The 20952-nt window shown below is 71.5% G+C and carries 15 protein-coding genes and 1 pseudogene; 4 read left to right on the top strand and 12 right to left on the bottom strand.

Annotated features, from left to right (window positions below):
- The first annotated feature begins 109 nt into the window (after positions 1–109).
- The 3 genes from AB0M35_RS06760 to AB0M35_RS06750 all read left to right on the top strand — a co-directional run bounded on the left by AB0M35_RS06760 (position 110) and on the right by AB0M35_RS06750 (position 7992).
- Positions 110–742 (top strand): hypothetical protein, encoded by a 633-nt coding sequence (locus tag AB0M35_RS06760; RefSeq protein WP_363742429.1) that lies wholly within the window; start codon positions 110–112, stop codon positions 740–742.
- A 172-nt stretch (positions 743–914) separates the two neighbouring features.
- Entirely contained in the window at positions 915–2936 is a 2022-nt protein-coding gene (locus AB0M35_RS06755) for a flotillin family protein (protein WP_363742427.1), read from the top strand.
- Positions 2929–7992 carry a DNA repair ATPase gene (locus AB0M35_RS06750; protein WP_363742425.1) on the top strand — a complete coding sequence of 1688 codons (5064 nt, stop codon included), beginning with the start codon at positions 2929–2931 and terminating at the stop codon, positions 7990–7992. Before AB0M35_RS06755 ends, AB0M35_RS06750 begins: the two co-directional genes overlap by 8 nt.
- Before the next feature lie 80 nt (positions 7993–8072).
- Here the strand turns inward: AB0M35_RS06750 and AB0M35_RS06745 are convergent, their stop codons facing one another.
- The 5 genes from AB0M35_RS06745 to AB0M35_RS06725 all read right to left on the bottom strand — a co-directional run bounded on the left by AB0M35_RS06745 (position 8073) and on the right by AB0M35_RS06725 (position 12879).
- The gene (locus AB0M35_RS06745) at positions 8073–8636 is read right to left on the bottom strand and encodes a serine hydrolase domain-containing protein (RefSeq protein WP_363742424.1); all 564 of its coding nucleotides are present in this window, start codon (positions 8634–8636) and stop codon (positions 8073–8075) included.
- Entirely contained in the window at positions 8605–9228 is a 624-nt protein-coding gene (locus AB0M35_RS06740) for a serine hydrolase domain-containing protein (RefSeq protein ID WP_363742422.1), read from the bottom strand. The genes AB0M35_RS06745 and AB0M35_RS06740 overlap by 32 nt, the downstream gene beginning before the upstream one ends.
- A gap of 179 nt (positions 9229–9407) precedes the next feature.
- A complete protein-coding gene (locus tag AB0M35_RS06735; protein ID WP_363742420.1) occupies positions 9408–10970 on the bottom strand; it encodes an AMP-binding protein in 1563 nt (520 codons plus the stop codon).
- Positions 10971–11210: 240 nt separating this feature from the next.
- Positions 11211–12425, bottom strand: a complete 1215-nt coding sequence (locus tag AB0M35_RS06730; RefSeq protein ID WP_363742418.1) for an acyl-CoA dehydrogenase family protein — start codon at positions 12423–12425, stop codon at positions 11211–11213.
- A 1-nt stretch (position 12426) separates the two neighbouring features.
- Positions 12427–12879, bottom strand: a complete 453-nt coding sequence (locus AB0M35_RS06725) for an SCP2 sterol-binding domain-containing protein (protein WP_363742416.1) — start codon at positions 12877–12879, stop codon at positions 12427–12429.
- 65 nt (positions 12880–12944) lie between these two features.
- On the opposite strand from AB0M35_RS06725, the gene AB0M35_RS06720 reads away from it, so the two are divergent.
- Positions 12945–13583: a TetR/AcrR family transcriptional regulator gene (locus tag AB0M35_RS06720; RefSeq protein ID WP_363742414.1), complete on the top strand. Its 639-nt coding sequence runs from the start codon at positions 12945–12947 to the stop codon at positions 13581–13583.
- Here AB0M35_RS06720 and AB0M35_RS06715 read toward each other — a convergent pair whose 3' ends face one another.
- The 7 genes and pseudogenes from AB0M35_RS06715 to AB0M35_RS06685 form a co-directional block, all read right to left on the bottom strand.
- Positions 13584–14213, bottom strand: a complete 630-nt coding sequence (locus AB0M35_RS06715; protein WP_363742412.1) for a VTT domain-containing protein — start codon at positions 14211–14213, stop codon at positions 13584–13586.
- 77 nt (positions 14214–14290) lie between these two features.
- Positions 14291–15517: pseudogene (locus AB0M35_RS06710) on the bottom strand (adenylosuccinate synthetase); the annotation flags it as partial.
- 125 nt (positions 15518–15642) lie between these two features.
- Positions 15643–16605, bottom strand: a complete 963-nt coding sequence (locus AB0M35_RS06705; protein WP_363742410.1) for a hypothetical protein — start codon at positions 16603–16605, stop codon at positions 15643–15645.
- Positions 16606–16615: 10 nt separating this feature from the next.
- Positions 16616–17590, bottom strand: a complete 975-nt coding sequence (locus AB0M35_RS06700; RefSeq protein ID WP_363742409.1) for a serine/threonine protein kinase — start codon at positions 17588–17590, stop codon at positions 16616–16618.
- On the bottom strand, positions 17587–18339 hold the full coding sequence (locus AB0M35_RS06695; RefSeq protein WP_363742407.1) for an NUDIX domain-containing protein: 753 nt from the start codon (positions 18337–18339) through the stop codon (positions 17587–17589). Before AB0M35_RS06695 ends, AB0M35_RS06700 begins: the two co-directional genes overlap by 4 nt.
- A gap of 84 nt (positions 18340–18423) precedes the next feature.
- Positions 18424–19305, bottom strand: coding sequence for a MaoC/PaaZ C-terminal domain-containing protein (locus AB0M35_RS06690; protein WP_363743012.1), 882 nt, complete (start codon positions 19303–19305; stop codon positions 18424–18426).
- Between the two features lie 263 nt (positions 19306–19568).
- The gene (locus AB0M35_RS06685) at positions 19569–20942 is read right to left on the bottom strand and encodes a 3-oxoacyl-ACP reductase (RefSeq protein ID WP_363742405.1); all 1374 of its coding nucleotides are present in this window, start codon (positions 20940–20942) and stop codon (positions 19569–19571) included.
- Positions 20943–20952 lie beyond the last annotated feature (10 nt).

The following is a 20952-nucleotide window of genomic DNA, read 5'->3' as shown; positions in this document are numbered from 1 at the left end:
GCCCGATCCGGCCGGTGGCATTGGGTCGATCGGACGCAGTACGCGTTGACATCCCGTGTCACGATCATCGTGGTCGGTACGAGCTGTCGACCACGGGGAGGAGGACGCGGTGACCGGTTTCCTTGACGCGGCGCTCAGTTTTCCCACCGTGCTGTTCAGCTTCCTGCTGGTGGTCGTCGTCGGCTACTGGCTGCTGGTATTGACCGGCGTGCTGGATCTCGGCGACGACCTGGACGTCGACGGCGGGGCGGGCACGTTCCTGGCCGGCCTCGGTCTCGGTGGCGTGCCCAGTGCCATCATCTTCTCCCTGCTCATCGCCGTCGCCTGGTTCGTCAGCCTCGCCGGCACCGCTCTCCTCGACGGCCTGGGCTTCGGCTCCGGCACCCGGATCATCGTCTCGGTCGGCGTCCTGCTGGCCGCCGCGGTCTGCGCGTGGCTGGTGACCCGGTTGGTGGCAATACCGCTGGGTCGCCTCTTCCCGGCCGAGTCGGACGCCACCCGGCACGCTTTCGTCGGCCGCCTCTGTGTCGTGCGTACCGGCACGGTCACCGCCGACTTCGGTCAGGCCGAGGTGACCGCGTCCGACGGTTCGTCGGCGGTGGTGCAGGTCCGGCAGCCGGGCGAGGAGGAGATGCCGGCGGGCAGTTCCGCCCTGATCTACGACTACGACACCGAGGGCGAGTTCTTCTGGGTGATGCCCGCCGGTCCCGCCTTCGATCCGCTGAGACATCCCGCCAAGTAGCCGCCCCTGGTGAGACCGCGCTGCCCGCGGATCACCCCGACTTTCCCCCGGGCCAGCCGCCCCCCATCTGCCGGCCTGTTCCACGCTGCCCCTGAGACGTCTCGAAAGGAGGATGCGCGGGCCCTCCACCCCGGCTCATACCGCCGGCCGCCAATGGTCCGCGCGCCCAACCATGGAAGTCATCACCACTGGAATCGGTGTACTCCTCGCCGTCGTCCTGCTCGTCGCGCTCGGCGTGGTGTTCCTGGTCAGTCGGTTGTTCCGCAAGGTCGAGCAGGGCAAGGCACTGATCGTCTCCAAGGTTCGGCGGGTCGACGTGACCTTCACCGGCGCGGTCGTGCTGCCCGTACTGCACAAGGCCGAGACGATGGACATCTCGGTCAAGACGATCGACATCGAGCGGACCGGCAACGAGGGCCTGATCTGCCGCGACAACATCCGGGCCGACATCCGGATCACCTTCTTCGTCCGGGTCAACAAGACCGTCGAGGACGTCATCAAGGTGGCGCAGGCGATCGGTACCGCGCGGGCCAGCGACCGGGAGACGTTGCAGGAGCTGTTCAACGCGAAGTTCTCCGAGGCGTTGAAGACGGTCGGCAAGCAACTCGACTTCGTCGACCTCTACACCAAGCGCGACGAGTTCCGCGACCAGATCATCCGGGTGATCGGCACCGACCTCAACGGCTACAGCCTGGAGGACGCGGCGATCGACTTCCTGGAGCAGACGCCGATGTCGCAGCTCGACCCGGCGAACATCCTCGACGCCCAGGGCATCCGGAAGATCACCGAGCTGACCACTCAGGAGAACGTCCGGACCAACGAGTTCCGGCGCAGCGAGGAGAAGGAGATCACCCGCCAGAACGTCGACGCCAAGGAAGCGATCCTTGAGCTTGAGCGGCGGCAGGCGGACGCCGAGGCCAAGCAGCAGCGCGAGATCGAGACCGTACGGGCCCGCGAGCAGGCCGAGATCACCCGGGTACGCGCCGAGGAGCGGCTGCGCGCCGAGACGGCGAACATCCGTACCGACGAGCAGTTGGGCATCCAGCACGAGAACCGGGCCCGGGAGATCGCGGTGGCGGAGAAGAACCGCGAGCGGGTCATTGCCATCGAGACCGAGCGGATCGAGAAGGACCGCCTGCTGGAGGTCATCAGCCGGGACCGGGAGACCGAGCTGAGCACGATCGCCAAGGACAAGGAGGTCGAGGCCGAGAAGCGGGCCATCGCCGAGGTTGTCCGGGAGCGGATCGCGGTGGAGAAGACCGTGGCCGAGCAGGAGGAGAACATCAAGCGGCTGCGGGTGGTCGAGGAGGCCGAGCGGACCCGCCAGGCGGTGGTCATCCAGGCCGAGGCCGAGGCGCAGGAGAACCTGGTCAAGGACATCAAGGCCGCAGAGGCCGCCGAGGCGGCCGCCAAGCACAAGGCCCGCGAGCAACTGGTGCTGGCCGAGGCTCGGCAGCAGGCCGCCGAGTTGGAGACCCGGGCGAAGATCCGGCTGGCCGAGGGCATCCAGGCCGAGACCGCCGCGGCCGGCCTGGCCGAGGTGCAGGTCCAGGAGCGCAGCGCCGAGGCAATCGAGAAGGTTGGCCGCGCAGAGGTCGCGGTGGAGCGGGAGAAGTTGCTGGCCGCCGCCGACGCGGTGCGCGAGAAGCTGAAGGGAGAGGCCGAGGGTCTCACCGAGAAGGCCGCCGCGATGGCCGCACTGGACGACGCCACCCGGGAGCACGAGGAGTACCGGCTGCGCCTGGAGTTGGAGAAGGACGTCCGTCTCGCCGGGCTGGACACTCAGCGGCAGGTCGCCGAGGCACAGGCCAAGCTGGTCGCCACCGGCCTGGAGAAGGCGAACATCGACATCGTCGGCGGGGACAGCGTCTTCTTCGACCGGCTGCTCAGCTCGATCTCGTTCGGCAAGAGCGTGGACGGTTTCGTGGCTCACTCGGACGTGGCGAAGAGCCTGACCAAGCCGTGGCTGGACGGTAGCGCCAGCTTCACCGACGACCTGACCCGGATGGTCGGCTCGTTGCACAGCGCCGACGTGCAGAACCTCACCCTGTCGGCCTTCCTGATGCAGCAGATGCGCGCCGGTGGCGCCGACCAGGGCAAGCTCCAGGAGTTGCTGAAGGCCGCACAGCGCCTGGGCGTGGCGGAGACTCCGGTCGCCGCCCTGACCGGCTCCCGGCAGCGCGCCGGTGAGTGAGCCGACTGCCGGTCCGGCCGCTGGGCGTACGCCCGGCGCCGCCGGACCGGCACCGGCGGCCCGGATCGGGGCAGCGGACGCGGCGGCCACGGCGGCCGGGCCGGACGGGGCACCGGGGCTGGACGACGGCAGCTACGAGGTGCTGCGTAAGCGGCTCGCCGGGCAGGCCGCCGAGCTGGCCCGGCGGGCGGAGAGGCTCAACGCCCGGCGGCTGGAGGTCTTCGGCAGCACCGAACTGCGGCTGCTGAGCACCGAGCGGATCCGTACCGAGCACAACTGCGTGCCCCGGGACATCGTCTCGGTCGGCGGGCTGATGCTGTTCGGGTACAACGTCTTCATCGGCCTGAAGCCGGAGACGAGCGTCGACGACGTCTTCTCCCTGCACCGGTTCGTCCGCGAGCCGGCGGGCGAGACGGATGCCTTCCGGTTCGACGAGGCCGGTCACGACGAACTGCCCGGTCTGCTGCGCCACCCACAGTTCGTCCGCGACTTCTCCGAGCTGTACCGCTACTACCGGCAGGCCCGGCTGCTGCAACTGCGCCGGGTGGACGGCCGACTGCTGGCGGTGTTCCAGACCGGTCCGCGCACCGAGGACATTCGGGTGCTGCGCTGGCAGGTCGGCGTCGACGGGGTGCCGGAGTACCTGGACAGCCGGGGCGAACGGGATCACGTCTTCCCGCCCAGCCACGACTTCGAGTGGATCGAGACCACCCGCGAGGACCACGTCCTCGGCCGGCACCCGCACATCTCCATCGGCGGTGAGGTCTTCGTCGAGACGGTGGGCGGCACGCTGACCGTCAAGGTGGAGAACAACACCGAGGTCGGCGAGGGCATCTACAGCGAGCCGGTGGACGAGCCGTTGCAGAGCCTCGCCGACGCCGACGTGCACTGGGCCCGGGTCGGTACGTTGATCCTGATGCGGCTGCGGCCGTACAAGGAGACGCAGTGGCGGCACCTGGTCTTCAACACGATCACCCGTGAGGTGGTCCGGCTCGACGGCATCGGGGTCGCCTGCCAACGGCTGCCCGAGGACCACGGCATCATCTTCCCCGGCGGCTACCACCTCGCCACCGGTGTCACCCGGACCTTCGACGCCGAGGTGGCCGGTCTCGAATTCGAGCGGGTGGTGCGCTCGCCCAACGGCGAGGACGTGCTCTACGTCTTCCACGCCCGCGCCGACGGGCGCTCGCTGCTGCTGCCGTACAACGCGATCCGCAAGGAGGTCGCCGCACCGATCCCGTGCCACGGGTTCTCGCTGTTCGACGACGGCACGCTCGTGGTGTTCCGGGCGGTCTCCGAGGAGCCGACCCGGGTCCACCCGATGCAGATCTGGCAGACGCCGTACGTCTCCGACGCGTACGCCGCCGCGCAGCCGGCCGGCACCGGGCCGTTGGAGCGGGTCGGCAACGCTGACCTGGTACGCGGCATCTCCGACTCGCTGTCGGCGGCCCGGATGGTCGAGGGCACCGCCACGGCCGAGGTGTACGAGGCGTTGATCGCCGCCTGTGGTCGGATCAGCGACCACTATCACTGGCTCGGCGAGGAGGAACTGGGCGACCTGGCCACCCCGTTGGCCGGACTGCGCCGCACCGCCACCGCCGTGCTGGAGGAGCACGAGAAGGTTCGTACGCTCACCGAGCGGGCCCGCGCCGAAGTGGACACCAGCGCCGAGCAGATCGCCTCGCTGGCCCGCCGGGCCCGGGGCGAGGCGCCGCTGACCGCCGACGACTGGGTCGCCCAACTGGGTGGCCTGCGCCGGGCCCGGGGGCACCTGGAGACGCTGCGCGAGCTGCGCTACGTCGACCACGACCGGATCGACGAGTTGGCCGGACGGCTGGACGAGGAACTTGCCGCGGCCGGCCGCCGGGCGGTGGAGTTCCTGCGCCGCGACGAGGCGTTCACCGGCTACCAGCAGGAGGTGGATCGGCTCGCCGCACAGGCCGTCGAGATCGGTACGGTGGCCGAGGCCGGCACGGTCAGCGACGAGTTGGCGGCCCGTACCGAGGGTCTGCAGACCATCACCGACGTGGTGGGTGGGCTGGACATCGCCGACGCGACCGTCCGCACCGGAATCCTGGGCCGGGTCGGCGAGGTGCTGGGTGCGGTCAACCGGGCGCGGGCCGTGCTCGACAAGCGCCGCCGCGAGTTGGCGGCGGTGGAGGGGCGGGCTGGCTTCGCCGCCGAGTTCGCGCTGCTCGGGCAGGCGGTGGCCGGTGCGCTGGCGGCGTCCGACACCGCCGAACGCTGCGACGAGCAACTGGGCCGGCTGCTGCTGCGGGTGGAGGAGTTGGAGTCGCGGTTCGGCGAGTTCGACGACTTCCTCGCCGAGCTGGCCACCCGGCGTACTGACATCTACGAGGCGTTCTCCAGCCGCAAGCAGGCACTGCTGGACGAGCGGGCCCGCCGCGCCGACCGGCTGGTCGCCTCGGCCGAGCGGATCATGGTCAGCGTGCACCGGCGGGCGGGCACGCTCGGCTCCCTCGACGAGATCAACACCTACTTCGCGGCTGATCCGATGGTCGGCAAGCTGCGTACGGTGGTCGAGGAGCTGCGTACCCTCGGCGACGCGGTCCGGGCCGAGGAGCTGGACGGCCGGGTCCGGGCCGCCCGGCAGGAAGCCGGGCGTGGCCTGCGCGACCGGCTGGACCTGTACACCGATGGTGGCGAGACGATCCGGCTGGGCCGGCACCGGTTCGCGGTGAACACCCAGCCGATCGACGTGGCGGTGGTGCCGCACGACGGCCGGATGGCGGTGGCGGTGACCGGCACCGACTACCGCGCCCCGGTGCGGGACGAGGAGTTCCAGCAGACCCGGCGGTTCTGGGATCAGCTGCTGGTCTCCGAGTCGGCGCAGGTGTACCGGGCGGAGCACCTGGCCACCGCGATCCTGTCCGCCGCCGAGGCGGGCCGCGACGGGCTCACCCTGGACGCGCTGCACACCGCGGCGGTCGACCGCGACGAACTGCGCGAGCTGGTCCGGCGGATCGCCGAGACCCGCTACGACGAGGGGTACGAGCGCGGCGTGCACGACCACGACGCCGCCGAGATCCTGCGGGTGCTGCTGCGCCTGCACGCCGGGGCGGGACTGCTGCGCTACCCGCCGGCCGACCGCGCCGCCGCCGCCCTGTTCTGGCGGTACGGCACCGAGGACCCGACCCGAACGGCCTGGACCGCGCGGGCCGCCTCGCTGGCCCGGGCCCGCGAACGGTTCGGTCGACCCGACGGCGAGGACGCGGCCGACCGGCTCTGCGCCGAACTGGCCGCCGCGATCGACGGGTTCCTGCGGGGCGCCGGGCTGCCCGTACCGGCGGGCGGGACCGGTCTGGCCGGGGAGTACCTGTTCGAGGAGCTGTCCGCACCACCGGTCCGGTTCGTCACCGGCAGCGGGGCGCAGGCCATGCTGGAGCGGTTCCGGCGGGCGCTCGGCGGTGCGCAGTCACGGTCCTCCCGGGAGCTCGACGACGACCTGCGGGCGCTCGGCGGCGACCTGGCCGGTCGGTACCAGCTGGTCGAGGCGTGGCTGACCGCGTTCCTCGCCACCGACGACGGCAACCTCTCCGGGTACGACCTGCCGGAGGCGATCGCCGTCGAGCTGTGCGGTGCCGAGCTGCCCCGCTCCGACAGCGCCGCCGCCATGACGGAGACCGTCGGCGGGCTGCTCGGCGCGCATCCCCGCGTCGAGGGCTCCACGCTGGACGTACGGCTGGACGAGATGCTGGCCCGCACCCGGGCGTTCCGCACCGAGCTGATGCCGGCGTACCGGGACTACCAGCGGCGACGCAATGCGCTGGTGGACGCCGAGCGGGACCGGCTGCGGCTGGACGAGTACCGGCCGAAGGTGATGAACGCTTTCGTCCGCAACCGGCTGCTCGACGAGGTGTACCTGCCGCTGATCGGGGACAACCTGGCGCGGCAGCTCGGCGCGACCGGTGACGGCAAGCGGGTCGACCAATCCGGCCTGCTGCTGCTCATCTCCCCGCCCGGCTACGGTAAGACCACCCTGATGGAGTACGTCGCCAGCCGGCTCGGCCTGGTCTTCGTCAAGGTCAACGGACCGGCCCTGGGTACGAAGGTCACCTCGCTGGACCCGGCGGAGGCACCCGACGCCACCGCCCGGCAGGAGGTGGAGAAGATCTCCTTCGCCTTGGAGTTGGGCAACAACGTGCTGCTCTACCTGGACGACATCCAGCACACCAACCCGGAGCTGTTGCAGAAGTTCATTTCGCTCTGCGACGGTCAGCGCCGGATGGAGGGCGTCTGGAACGGCCGTACCCGCACCTACGACCTGCGCGGCAAGCGGTTCGCGGTGTGCATGGCCGGTAACCCGTACACCGAGTCGGGCAAGCGGTTCCGGATTCCGGACATGCTCGCCAACCGGGCCGACGTGTGGAACCTCGGTGACGTGCTCTCCGGCCGGGAGGAGGTCTTCGCACTCAGCTACATCGAGAACTCGCTGACCGCCAACCCGGTGCTGGCGCCGCTGGCCGGACGGGAGCGGGCCGACCTGGAACTACTGGTCCGGATGGCGCGCGGCGACGACAGCGTACGACCCGACCAGCTGTCCCACCCGTACCCGCCGGTGGAGTTGGAGCAGATCGTCTCGGTGCTGCGCAAGCTGCTGCGGGTGCAGCAGGTGGTGCTGGCCAACAACCAGGCGTACATCGCCTCGGCGGCGCAGTCCGACGACGCGCGTACCGAGCCGCCGTTCCAGCTCCAGGGGTCGTACCGGAACATGAACAAGCTCGCCGAGCGGGTCGTCCCGGTGCTCACCGACGACGAGTTGGAAGCGGTGATCGACGACCACTACCTGGGCGAGGCGCAGACCCTGGCCGCGGGCGCGGAGGCGAACCTGCTCAAACTCGCCGAGCTGCGCGGCCGGCTCAGCCCCGAGCAGGCGCGCCGCTGGGCCGAGGTGAAGGACGCCTTCCAGCGCACGCGGGCCCTCGGCGGTGCCGGCGACGACCCGGTCGACCGGGCGGTCGGCGCGCTCGGCCTGCTCGCCGACCGCGTCAACGGCATCACCGCCGCCATTGTGAAAGGAAGGGCACCTTATTAACGCCTCGTGTAGAGCAGGGGCCCCTTTTTAACAAACAACTGCCCGCTGCCGGGCCGGAGCATCTGACCCGGCACCGGCGCTCAGGTGAGCGCCAGGATGGCACCGAGAAGCCGCTGAGCGAGTGTGGACTGCCCGTCGGCCTTGGCGTCGGTCGGGGTGGCGGCGAACGCGACCCGCAGGTCGCCGTTCCCGATGCCGCCGATGAGCGCCTGGTAGCCGTAGCGGGCACCGGATTTGCCCCAGAAGATGCGACCGTCGGGGAGCCGTACCGAGGAGAGTCCGCCGTTGCTCAGTTCCGCGCCGGCCCACGGGTGGCTGAACAGTTCGCGCTGCTGGGCGGGGGCGAGCAACCGGCCGCCGAACAGGGCGGCGGTGAACCGGTCCAGGTCGGCGAGGGTCGAGATGAGATCACCGGAGGCGGGCGTGAAAGTCTGGCTCCACCGGGTGGCGTCCACCAGTTCGGTACCCCCGTCGCGGATCACCGCCTGGTAGCCCCGGACGTGTGGGCCCCGGATGCCGGTGGCGGCACCGGGCGCATACGTGTCGCGCAACCCGAGCGGCTGGAAGATCCGCTGCCGCATCTGCTCCGCGTACGACATGCCGGTCACCCGCTCAATCAGGATGCCGGCGAGGATGTAGCCCATGTTGGTGTAGCGCTGCGCCGTGCCGGGCTGGTACTCCGACGGGGTTCACCAGCGCCGTCCGGACAATCTCCTCAGGGGTCCAGCGGTCGTAGCGGTGGGCCAGCTGCCAGTCGAGCCCGTCGGGCAGGACCGGGCTGGGCAGGCCGCTGGTGTGGGCGAGCAACTGCCGCACGGTGATCGCCGGCCAGTGGGCTGGGACCAGGTCCGGCAGGTACGGCCGTACCGGCGCGTCGAGGTCCAGTTGGCCCTCCGCCACCAACTGGTAGACGACCACGGCGGTGAAGACTTTGGTCACGCTGCCGATCCGGAACCGGGCGTACGGCGGCACCGGTGCCGCGGACCGCAGGTCGCGGACGCCGAAGGTGTCGTTGAAGCATCCGGCTGGGGTGGTGACCCGCAGGTGGACGCTGGTGGTGGTGAGTTTCTGGTCGGGGATGGTGTCGACCGCTGCCACCAGCCCGCTGGGATCGAGGGCACCGAGGTGGCAGCCCCGGTGCGCGGTGGGGACCGCACCGGCGGGGGTGGGCACGGTGCCGGCCAGCACGGCGCCGAGGGCGACACCGGCGATGAGGGTACGTCTGAAGCTCCACATGGGACGAGCCTGGCGGGCGGGCGGGGGCAGCCGGATCGGGGACCTCCCCGGACTCTGCCCCGAGCCGCTGCCAGTAGGGGTGTTCGTCACCGCGCGTACGCCGTTACGGCGGCATGGCGGATCCCGCTGTTCCGAATACCGCCACTCCGCAGAAACGGGGTTGATCTCGCCGCCGCAGGTCAACCGATGTAGTCGCGTAGTTCGCGGGTGAGCACCTTGCCGGTGGCGTTGCGGGGCAGGTACTTGACGAAGACGACGTCGCGGGGCACGGAGAACCGGGCGAGGTAGTGCCGGACATATTCGCGGACCGCGTCGGCGTCGAGGGTCTCGCCGGGGTGCAGGCCGAGGAAGGCGGCGAGCCGCTGACCGTACTCGGGGTCGGGTACGCCGACCACGGCGGCCTCGCGTACCTGGGGGAGTTGGGCGAGCAGGTTTTCCACCTCGGAGGGAAAGACGTTCTCCCCGCCGGAGACGATCATGTCGTCGGCCCGGCCGTCGACGAAGAGGAGCCCGTCGGTGTTGAGCCGACCCAGGTCACCGGTGTCCAGCAGGCCGTCGTGGCGTTCCCGGTCGGCTCCGGAGGTGTAGCCCTCGAACAGCATCTCGTTGCCGACGAAGACCCGGCCGACCTGACCGCCCGGGACAGGTCGACCGTCGTCGTCGAGGATCGCCAGCCGGGTACCGTGCGGCGGGCGGCCCGCGGTGGTGGGTGCCTGTCGTAGGTCGGCGGGGACCGCGATGGAGGCCCAGGAAGCCTCGGTCGAGCCGTACAGGTTGTAGAGCACGTCGCCGAAGCGATCCATGAAGGCCGAGGGCAGGCCGCCGGGCAGCGCCGATCCGCTCACCGCCACCACCTTCAGCGGTGGCCGGGGGTCCGGTGGTGGCACCTCCATCAGGCGTTGCAGCATCACCGGCACCGCGAACAGCGCCTGGCAGCGGTGTCGTACCAGGGCGTCCAGTGTGGCGGCCGGGTCGAAGCGGCGGTGCAACACGATGGTGGCCCGCAGCGCGAAGCAGACCTGGAGGGCCGCGTACCCCCAGGTGTGGAAGACCGGCGCGGCGATCATGACCCGGTCGCGGACGTGCAGCGGGATCCGGTCGATGATGGCGACCAGTGGGCCGAATCCGCTCGGGGTGGGGCGACGGGCGCCCTTCGGCGTTCCGGTGGTGCCGGAGGTGAGCACGATGATCCGGCCGTCCCGATCGGGTGGGTGCAGCTCGCCGGGGAGGGCGGTGCGGATCAGTTCCTCCCGGGCCCGTTCGTCGAGTCGGTGCAGGTTGGCCGGTAGCCCGAGGATCCGTTCGGTGAACTCGTCGTCGTGCACCAGGACCCGCAGTTGCTGTTCCTCCGCGACGGCGGTCAACTGCGCCGGGGAGAGGCCGGTATTGATCAACACGGCGTCCGCGCCGAGCAGGGTGGCCGCGACGATGGTCTCGACCAGGCCCGGATGGTTGCGGCCGAACACGCCGATCCGGTCGCCGGGCGCCACGCCCAGTCCGGCGCGCAGCGCGCGGGCCAGCCGCAGGCAGCGGTCGAGCAGTTCGGCGTACGTGAGCTCGGTGCCCTGGTCGTCGATGATCGCGGTCCGGTCAGGGTCGCGGGCCGTTGCCTGGCGGAGTTCACCGGCCAGGCTCCACCCCCAGGTGCGTAGCGCGTTGAGCTGGGAGGCGACCCGGATCGGACGCCCCGGGGTGAGTAGACCCCGCCGGGTCAGCGTGGCGACGACGAATGGCAGCTCCATGACCGCGTACCCCTTCGGTTGTTCGCCGGAAGGCTCGAAATCCTTTCGATCATCCATCGGGAGGCGGCCCGCCGCCACGCGGCGCCCGTCCTCAGGCGAGGTCCGCCGGGACGGGGCGCCCGTCGTCACGCGAGGCCCGCCCTCGGCCACGCCGATCAGTGCCCGGCGAACCGGGGCGAGCCGTCGACCGGCGCCCGGCGAACGGGCACCGGGTCGACGCTGTGGCTGCGGACCGGCAGATCAGCGGATCTGCATGCCGGAGATCGCCCGGGAGATGACCAGGCGCTGGATCTCCGAGGTGCCCTCGAAGATGGTGTAGATCTTGGCGTCCCGATACCACCGCTCCACCGGGTGGTCGCGCAGGAAGCCGGCCCCGCCGAGCAGTTGGACGGCCTTCTCGGTGACCGAGACGGCCACCTCACCGGCCTTGAGCTTCGACATCGAGCCTTCACCGGCGGTGAACGGCCGGTTGTTGCGCCCCATCCAGGAGGCCCGCCAGACCAGCAGCCGAGCCGCGTCGATCTCCATCTTCATGTCGGCCAGGGTGAACGCGACCGCCTGGTTGGTGATGATCGGCCGACCGAACTGGACGCGATCCTTCGCGTAGTCGAGGGCGTACTCGTAGGCGGCTCGGGCGACACCGAGCGCCTGCGCGCCGACGGTGGGCCGGGACAACTCGAAGGTACGCATCGCGGCCTGACCGGAGGCGCGCTGCCCGGCGCGGGCGCGGGCCAGTCGCTCGTCCAGCGCCTCCTTGCCGCCGAGCAGGCAGCGACCCGGGACGCGGACGTCGTCGAGGAAGACGTCCGCCGTGTGCGACGCTCGTAGGCCCAGCTTGCGCAGCTTGCGGGTGGCGCTGAGTCCGGCGGTGCCCGGCGGTACGACGAACGCCGCCTGGCCACGCGATCCGAGTTCCGGGTCGACGGAGGCGACCACCACGTGTACCCCGGCGATCCCGCCGTTGGTCGCGTACGCCTTCTGCCCGCGCAGCACCCACTCGTCGGTCGCCTCGTCGTAGCTGGCCCGGGTGCGCATCGCGCCGACGTCCGAACCGGCCTCCGGCTCGGTGGAACAGAACGCGGCGACAGCCGGGGAGTCGACGTCGCCGAAGCACTGCGGCACCCATTCGACGAGCTGGTCGGGGGTGCCGGTGCCGTAGATCGCGGCGACCGCGAGCCCGGTGCCGAAGATGCTCAGGCCGATGCCGGCGTCACCCCAGAAGAGTTCTTCGCTGGCGATCGGCAGGGACAACCCGGTCGGGTCGGCCCAGCAGGTGGCGAGGAACTCGAAACCGTACAGGCCGACCTTCGCCGCCTCCTGGATGAGCGGCCACGGAGTCTCCTCGCGGGCGTCCCACTCGGCGGCGGCCGGGCGCACGACCTCGCTGGCGAAGCCGTGCACCCAGTCGCGCAGATCCCGCTGTTCCTCGTTCAGGTCGAGCGAGAACTCGACCATTTCAGGCCTTGGGGATGTCGAAGAGGTTCGCGATGTTGGCGGCCAGGCCCAGGTCGCCCTTTGCCTTGAGCTTGCCGGTCATGAACATCATGACCGGGTTGGCGCCGCCGGAGACGACCTTGAGGAACTCGACCGGGCCCAGGGTCAGGCTCAGGCGCGGGTCGTGCTGCGGGGTCTCGTTGACCGTGCAGGCACCGTCGGCGACGACCACCTCGTAGGTGTCGGTGCCGCCGTCGGGGGCACCGGTGATGTTCCAGTGGATGACCGCGTTGGTCGAGCCGGCCCGGTCGGCGCGGAACAGTTGCGGCATCCGCCCGAAGACCTCGCCGAGGATCTTGCCACGCAGCTCGCCCGACATCACCTCGGTGAGCTTGCTGTCCGGCGTGGACTTGACGAGCTGGGCGAACTCCTTCGGGCCGACGTTGGCGAAGTTGGCCGGGTCGAAGTCAGTCATGGATGCACCTCTCGGACAGTGGTTACTCAAGCGTAACCTTACGTGCGGGTAGGTATGCTGGCAAGGTGTCCACCAGGCCCACCTTCAGGCGCTTACCCAGGGCCGTACGTGAGCAACAGATGCTCGATGCCGCCGTACGGATCTTTTCCCGCCACGGCTACCACGGTGCCAGCATGGACGAGGTCGCGGAGCGGGCCGGCATTTCCAAACCCATGGTTTACGCCTATCTCGGCACCAAGGAAGAGCTCTTCGTCGCCTGCCTGCACCGTGAGGGCACCCGGATGATGGAGGCGATCGCCGGGGCCGCCGTGCCCGGCCTGCCGGCCGACGAGCGGCTCTGGCACGGGCTGCGGGCGTTCTTCGGGTTCGTCGGCGCCCATCGGGACGGCTGGGCGGTGCTCTACCGTCAGGCCCGGGCCGAGCGGGCGTTCGCCGACGAACTGGCCGGGATGCGGGCGAGGATCGTCGAGGTGGTCGCCGGGATGCTCGGCCACGCACTGCGCGCCGAAGGGCGCGAAGTTGCCGAGACCGAACTGGAAGTGGTCGCGTACGCCCTGGTCGGCGCAACCGAGTCGTTGGGCGACTGGCTGGCCGACCACCCGGAGGCGGACCCGGAGAAGACCGCCACCCGGATGATGAACGTCGCCTGGCTCGGCGCGGGGCAACTCCTGCACGGCGTCACCTGGCATCCGCCCGAGCAGTAGTCAGCATTCGCGGTCCGTGCCTCGCGCGGCATGACGGTGAGCGCGGTGGCGCAGCCAGCGGATCAACTCCAGCCCCAGGGTGATCGCGAGCGACAGACCGATGCCGGCCAGGATTCCGTGCAGCGGATGGCGTTCGAAGGCGAGCCCACCGAAGACGCCGAGCAGCACGCAGTAGCAGGCCCAGGTGGCCGACCCGATCAGGTCGAAGACAAGGAACGACCGCAGGGGGTAGCGGACCGCTCCCATGGTCAGGGTGACCGCGGTTCGCCCGCCGGGCACGTAGCGGGCCGCGACCAGGATCATGCCGCCGCGCCGGTCCACCGCCCGTCGGGCCCACTCCGACCCGGCCCGGCGGCGGCTGTCGACCGGTGAGTGGTCGAGCTTGCGCGATCCACCGCCGCGCCCCACGGCGTACGAGAGGTGGTCGCCCGCGGCGGCGCCGAGCGCAGCCACCACGAGCAGCAGCGCGAGGTTCGGCTCGCCGCCGGTGGCGAGCACGGTGACCGTGATGAGCGCCGCCTCGGCCGGTACCACCGGGAAGATCGCGTCGACCGCGGTCAGCCCGAACAGCAGCAGGTACACCCAGGGTGAGGTGAGGGTCTGCCGGAGCAGGTCGAGCGCGGTCTCCATGACTCCATGCTCGGGGCACCGGCTGTTAATAAGGGGCCCTTCCTCTGCACGAGGCGTTAATAAGGTGCCCTTCCTTACACCCTCGCGAGCAGCTTCTTGTCGGCGGCGGTAGGGCCGTGTGAGGTGAGCACGACCGGTGTGCCGAGCGCCTCGGCCACCGCCTGCGGCCAGTCGGCCGGCGAGCCGTCGTCGTACACCGGGCGGGCCCGCAGCAGGCGGGTGGTCAGCTCGGCCTGCCGGTCGAGATCGCCGGGCGGGCCGGGCAGCAGCCGGTCCAGCCCTTCGTAGCGGCGGCAGATGCGCAGGTCGAGACCGTGCTCGGCGAGATCGAGGTGGGTCAGCGCCAGGCCGTCGACCCCGCCTGCGGCCGCCAGGGCGTACGCATGGGCGACCGCGTCGAAGTGGCCGAACCGGAAGCGCCCCTGCCACGGGTTCGTCGGGTTGTGCGGGTCGGTCAGCGGCAAGGTGGGGTCCTCGGTGACCAATGGTCCCGGCCCGTGCCGGGTGGTGACCGTACGCAGCACCCCGAGTCGGGTCGCCGCCCCGCCCATCCCGGCCTCGGTCAGCAGCGACTCGGCGTTGGCGAAGGTGGTGGTGCTCCACGTCGTGTACGGGTGGAAGCCGTGCCACTCGTCCAGCAGCACCCCCTGCGCGCCCTCGAACACGCACGGCCCGGCCCGCAGTGCCCCGGCCAGCCAGGAGCGGTCGACGACCGCGACCCGCTCGGCGAACGTGGTGAAGGCCGGTAGGCAGTCGTCGACGGGTGGTGCGTCCAGCGGGCCGAGTTCGGCGGTGAGCCGGTCCCGCAGCGCGGTCAACCGGCGACGTAACCGTCTCGGGCTGCGACAGTCGGCGACCCGGGGCGCCTCGTCGGGGTGGGTGAGGCCGTACGCGACCGCCTCACCCACCCCCAGCCCGCAGGAGCCGTGCCGGTCGGCTCCCCGGGACAACTCCCGTGCCCGATTGGCGGCCCGGTGGTACGGGGTGGCCAGCAAAGCCTCCCCGTCCACCGTCAGCCGGTCGAGCGCGTCGGGCACCCCGACGTCTGCGAGGTGATCGGCCTCGGCGGCCAGCGCCAGCGGGTCGACCACGACGTGCCGGGACAGGTGCGTCCACACGCCGGGGTGGAAGGTGCCGGCGCCGAACTGGGCGAAGGTGTGGTGCCGCCCGTCGCGCAGGACGACGTTGTGCGCAGCCTGCGCGCCCCCGTTGAAGCGGACCACTGTGTGCACCGGCCGGGTCGCGCAGAGCCAGTCCACGACCGTGCCCTTCCCGGCGTCGCCGTACCCGAGGTCGACCACGATCGTGTGCTCCCCACGCGGCCCGTCCCCGCCGGCCCGGCCGGGGGTCGGTCCGTCCACCCCGGCCCGACCCGCCATCGGCCCGTACACCCCCGCGCGGCCCGGAGCCGGGCCCGTCACCAGCTCGGTCACAGCCGCACGACTCCGCCGCCGCTGGTCCGGTTGGCCGGCAGCCGGGTCGCCTCGGTGCGTCGTCCGGTGCCGCCGAGGCGGGCGAGCGCCTTCGACACGGTGCCGGTGGCCGTCGAGCCGGCTCGATCCAGGTCACGCAGGCCGGTGTCGAGGTCGATGGCCTGCTCACCGAGGCCGACGGTGAGCGCGATGGTCTCGCAGACCGCGTCCAGGTCGTCGAGTTCCAGGGTGTTCTGGCCGAGCAGGCCGCGCCAGAAGTCGAGCACCTTGCGGTTGCCGGCGTAGTGGCTGCCGGCGGGGAGCAGGTAGTACGTGTCCCACCGGCGGGTCACCTCGTCGACGATCTGCCGCAGCGGCACGTCCTCGCGCAGGTTGCCACCGATGCGTCGGGTCACCTCGGCCGCCTTCACCTTCGGGTACGCCAGTTCGTCGCCGATGATGAACAGGTAGCCGCGCCGGCCGCGCTTTTCCCAACTGTCGGTGACCGTGTGCCGGGCCATGAAGTACAGCGCCAGTTCGTACGACTCCATCATCTGGCCGCCACCGCCGCCCTCCAGCACGATCCGGCCGAGGTCGTCGTCCATCCGGTTGTCGGACTCGAACTGGCCCACCTGCAACGGCACCCGGTCACAGGTGGCGTCGCCGATCGCGCCGAACATGATCTGCGGATCGCGGGCGTACCCCTGGCGTTGCAGCAGGCCCAGCAGTTGCGGCAGCTTGGCCTGGAGGGTGCGGGGCACGTGCCCCATCGAGCCGGTCACGTCGAAGAGGACGGCGACCGGGGTCGACTGCGGGTGCTCGTCGGAGTCACGGCTCTCCCGCATCGCGTCGCGCGGGTCCAGCGCCGGGTGCACCACCCGGGCGCCGCTGTCGCTGTAGGCGAACGCGCTCTTGCCGGTGGCCCGGCGGTACCGGTCGGCGGCGTCGTACACGTCGGTGGACCACATTCCGCTGCCCATGGCAGCCTCCTTACGGGTTGAGGGTGAAGGGTCGGAAGGTGCGGGGGCCGTAGAGGCGTTCCAGCACCTCGTCGAGTTCGCCGAGCAGTCGCCAGGCGTCGTCCGGGCGGTGGGTCAGGAACCGTTGCCGGCAGCCGTGGGCGAAGGCGAGCAGTTCGCGTGGCGCGTGCCGGCCCATCAGCCAGGCCATGCAGTGGGCGGCCATGGCGATGTCGGTGCCCGGCCCGGCGGGGCGGCGATGGCCGACCTCGTGCGGGTACCAGTCTCGGTAGTCGGGCACCATCGCCGGGACAACCCCGCCGGGCTCGGTCGAGAAGCACCAGTCGACAAGTACGACGCCGTGCGCGTCCGGCTCGATCAGCACGTGCGGCGGCAGCACCGCGCCGTGCACCACGCCCGCCCGGTGGGCCAGGCCGAGCGCCACCAACAGGCGGCGCCACATCCAGGCCACGTCGCGGGCGTCCAGCCCGTCCGGGTACGCCTGCCGCACCTCGACCAGGCTGTGCAGGCCGGGCGCGGTGGCGAGGACGTTGATCCGCCGCTCGGCGCCGGTGGCGGCGTCCCGATGGGCGAAGCTGTCGACCAGTCGGGGCACGTACGGCAGCCAGCGCGGGTCGCCGTGCTCGGCGAGCAGGCGCAGCGCGCGTTCCTCCCGGAGCATCAGGTCGTTGTCGTTCGCGGCGCGAGGGAGCTTGAGCAACCGGTCGGCGCCGACGTCGTACAGGTCGGCGAGGTCACCGGAGTACGCCGGCCGACCACAGCGGTAGCCCCGAAGCTCGGTCACCTGGCGGCTCCGCCAGCGGGTGGTGACCTCGACGAACGCCGCGGTGGCCTCGGCTCGGACGCCGGGCCCGGCCCAGCCGAGCCGGTCGGGGTGCAGCGCGGCGACCAGTTCCCGGTAGCGGCGCTCCGGTGCGTCGACACCGAACAGTTCGTCGTCGTCGCGGGCTCCACCGACCAGGCGGATCGCCTCGTCGGTGGTCATCGCGCCGTCTCCTCCCGGGTCGGCCGCAGCAGCGCCGGGTGCAGCAGTTGGACGTTGCCGGCCCGGTAGAGCCGGGACCGTGGGCCGCCTCGGCTGCCGCCGCGCTCGGTGCTCGCACCGGTGCTCTCCACGAAGCCGGGCACCGAGAGCACCTTGCGGTGGAAGTTGCCGGCGTGCAGCGGCTGCCCCCAGACCGTCTCGTAGACCGACCGCAGCTCGCCGATGGTGAACTCGGGTGCCAGGAAGCGGGCGGCCAGCGGGGTGTACTCCAGCTTCGACCGGGCTCGTTCCAGCCCGTCGGCGACGATCTGGCGGTGGTCGAAGGCGAGTTCCCGGTTGGCCAACTCGGCGACCGGCAGCCAGATCGCCTCGTCGGCGTCGGTGCCGGCGGTCGCATCGGGCAGGTCCGGGGCGAAGGCGAGATGCGCGACCGAGACGATCCGCATCCTGGGGTCGCGCTCGGGCGCGCCGTAGCTGGCCAACTGCTCCAGGTGTACGCGGCGCAACCGGTCACCGCCGAGGCCGGTTTCCTCGGCCAACTCCCGGCGGGCCGCGGTGGCGAGATCCTCGTCGGGCCGGACGAAGCCGCCGGGCAGCGCCCAGTGACCCGCGTAGGGCTGCTCGGCGCGGCGGATCAGCAGCAGGTGCAGCGCGTCGTCCCGGATGGTCAGGGCGACCACGTCGACGGTGACCGCGGTGGCGGGATAGGCCTGCGGGTCGTACGCGGCGAGGAAGTCCTGCTCGTTCACGGCACTCACTCTCACTTTGAGAACATCTCTATGTGAGAACAACTTAGCGCAAGAAAGAGGGCCGGGCAAGTGCCCGGCCCTCGCTCAGCGGATGGTGCCCACCAGATGCGGGCGACCGTGCTGGTCGTGCAGTGCGAAATCCCAGTCGTCGCCCTGCCGGCCGGCGTGGAAGGCGACCGTGCTGGGCAACGGCACCGGAAGCTTGAACGCCACCTCCACCGTGTACGCCTCCGGCAGCCGGTTCTCCAGCGCGGCCAGGCAGCGGGCCTTGCTCCACATGCCGTGCGCGATCGGCCGGGGGAAACCGAGGAGCCGGGCACCCAGCCGGGAGGTGTGGATCGGGTTGTGGTCTCCGGAGACCCGGGCGTAGTCCGTACCGACGCGGGGTTCGACCCGCCAACGGGCGGAAGCGGCCGGCGGCGCGGGACGATCCGCTCGGTCGCGCCGCTCACCGCCGCCCGGGGTGCTCTGCCGCCCGAGGTACGTCGACACACCGCGCCACACCTCCTCCCCGTCGACCGAGGCGACGAGTACGACATCCACCTGCCGCCCACGATCGTGCGGACGCAGGTTCTCCGCCCAGGCGGTGAAGTCCAACCGGTCCCCGACGGTGACCGGCCGGTGCACGGTGATCCGGTTGCCGACGTGCACCACCCCGGTCAGCGGGATCGGGAACTCCGGGGCGGTGATCAGGCGCAGCGCCAGCGGGAAGCCCATGACGTGCGGGAAGGTCGCCGGCAGCGTGTCGGCCAACCGGAATCCGCACACCCGGTCGTAGTCGGCCAGCCGCTGCGGGTCCACGGCCACTTCGCGCACGGCCAACTCGACCGCCGACACGTCGGCACCGCGCCGGCCGCCCAGCCCCGGCACCGCGCCCAGCAGCGCCCGCCGGTACAACGGCCCCGGCGCCGGCAGCCGGGACAGCTCCACCCGGGCCCGTGTCGTCGGCACCGGGACACCACCCAGGCCGCCGCCCGGCCCGGCCGCCGGCGGGTGGTTCGTCGTCGAGCCGGTGCCACCGGCGACCGGATCCACCGGGCTCCCGGCCGCCCGAATCGAAGTGGCGGCGCTGGTCAGGTCGTGGGTCGCGTCCGGATCGCGGCTATCGCCGGCGGGCGCGGCGAATGCGGCGGCCAGCATCTCCGGGTTGAGTGTCTCCGTGGGCCCGTCGATCAACTCGCCGACCGACAGGTCGTCGGACGGTTCCTCGTGATGCCTGCGCCGGGCCATCACGCCCCCAGCAGGCTCTGGCCGCAGACGCGGACCACGTTGCCGCTGATCGCGCCGGACGCCGGCCAGGCCAGCCAGCTGATCGTCTCGGCCACGTCCACCGGCAGACCGCCCTGGGCGAGGCTGTTCATCCGGCGGCCGGCCTCCCGCACCACCAGCGGAATCCGGGCGGTCAGCCGGGTCTCGATGAATCCGGGTGCCACGGCGTTCACGCTGATCCGCCGCTCCCGCAGCGCCGGGGCGAGCGAGTCGACCAGCCCGATCACCCCGGCCTTGCTGGTGGCGTAGTTGGTCTGGCCCCGGTTGCCGGCGATCCCGGCGATCGAGGAGACACCGACGATCCGCCCACCGGCCGGGATCAACTCCCGCTCCAACAGCAGGTCGTTGATCCGCTCCTGGCTGGACAGGTTGACGTCGATGACCTGATTCCAGCGGTCGGCATCCATCCGGCCGAGGGTCTTGTCCCGGGTGATGCCCGCGTTGTGCACCACCACGTCCACCCGCCCGTGCCGACCGGCCAGATACTCGGCGAGCCGGGTCGGCGCGTCGGCGGCGGTCAGGTCGAGCTGCACCGCGCTGCCGCCGATCTCGTTGGCCACCGAGGCCAACTCGTCCCCGGCAGCCGGGATGTCCAGCGCCAGCACGGTCGCGCCGTCGCGGGCCAGCACCCGGGCCAGCGCCGCACCGATGCCCCGGGCCGCCCCGGTGACCAGCACCACCTGCCCGTCGAGCGGGCGCTCCCAGTCGACCGGCGCGGTGGCCTGGCCGGCGCCGACCCGGATCACCTGACCCGAGACGTACGCGGACCGGCCGGAGAGCAGGAACCGTAGGGTCGCCTCCAGGCTGGTCCAGGTGCCCTCGTCGGCCTCGCGGGTGACGTGGACCAGTTGGGCGGTGATGCCCCGGCCGAACTCCTTGCCGATGCTGCGGGTCAGCCCCTCCAAGGCCCGCTGGGCGGTCGCCTCGCGGGGCGTGGCGCACTCGGCCGGCGGGGTGCCCAGCACGACCACCCGACCGCTGGGCTGCACCGCCCGGGCCTGCGGGTGGAAGAAGTCGTAGAGCTGGCGCAGCCCGGTCGAGTCGGTGATGCCGGTGGCGTCGTAGACGAGGGCGGCGCTGTCGGGCGTACGGCCGGTCGTCGGGTCGGGCACGGCGGTGGCCGGATCACGCAGGGCGAGCCCGGCGGCGGCCAGGATCTTGCCGACCGGTTCGGCGAGGCGACCACCGGAGGCGGCGCCGAGCAGGACCGGCCCAGGGAGAATCGGCTCACCGGGGGCGTACCGGCGCAGCCGCGGCGGATCGGGCAGGCCGAGGCGCTTGACCAGCGCCCGACCGGCGCCCGACTGGACGAAGCTCGCGTACCTGTCGCTCATAGGCGTAGCC

It is taken from the genome of Micromonospora sp. NPDC051196, from assembly GCF_040682415.1.
Classification (GTDB): domain Bacteria; phylum Actinomycetota; class Actinomycetes; order Mycobacteriales; family Micromonosporaceae; genus Micromonospora.
This window is presented reverse-complemented; position numbering and strand designations above follow the sequence as displayed.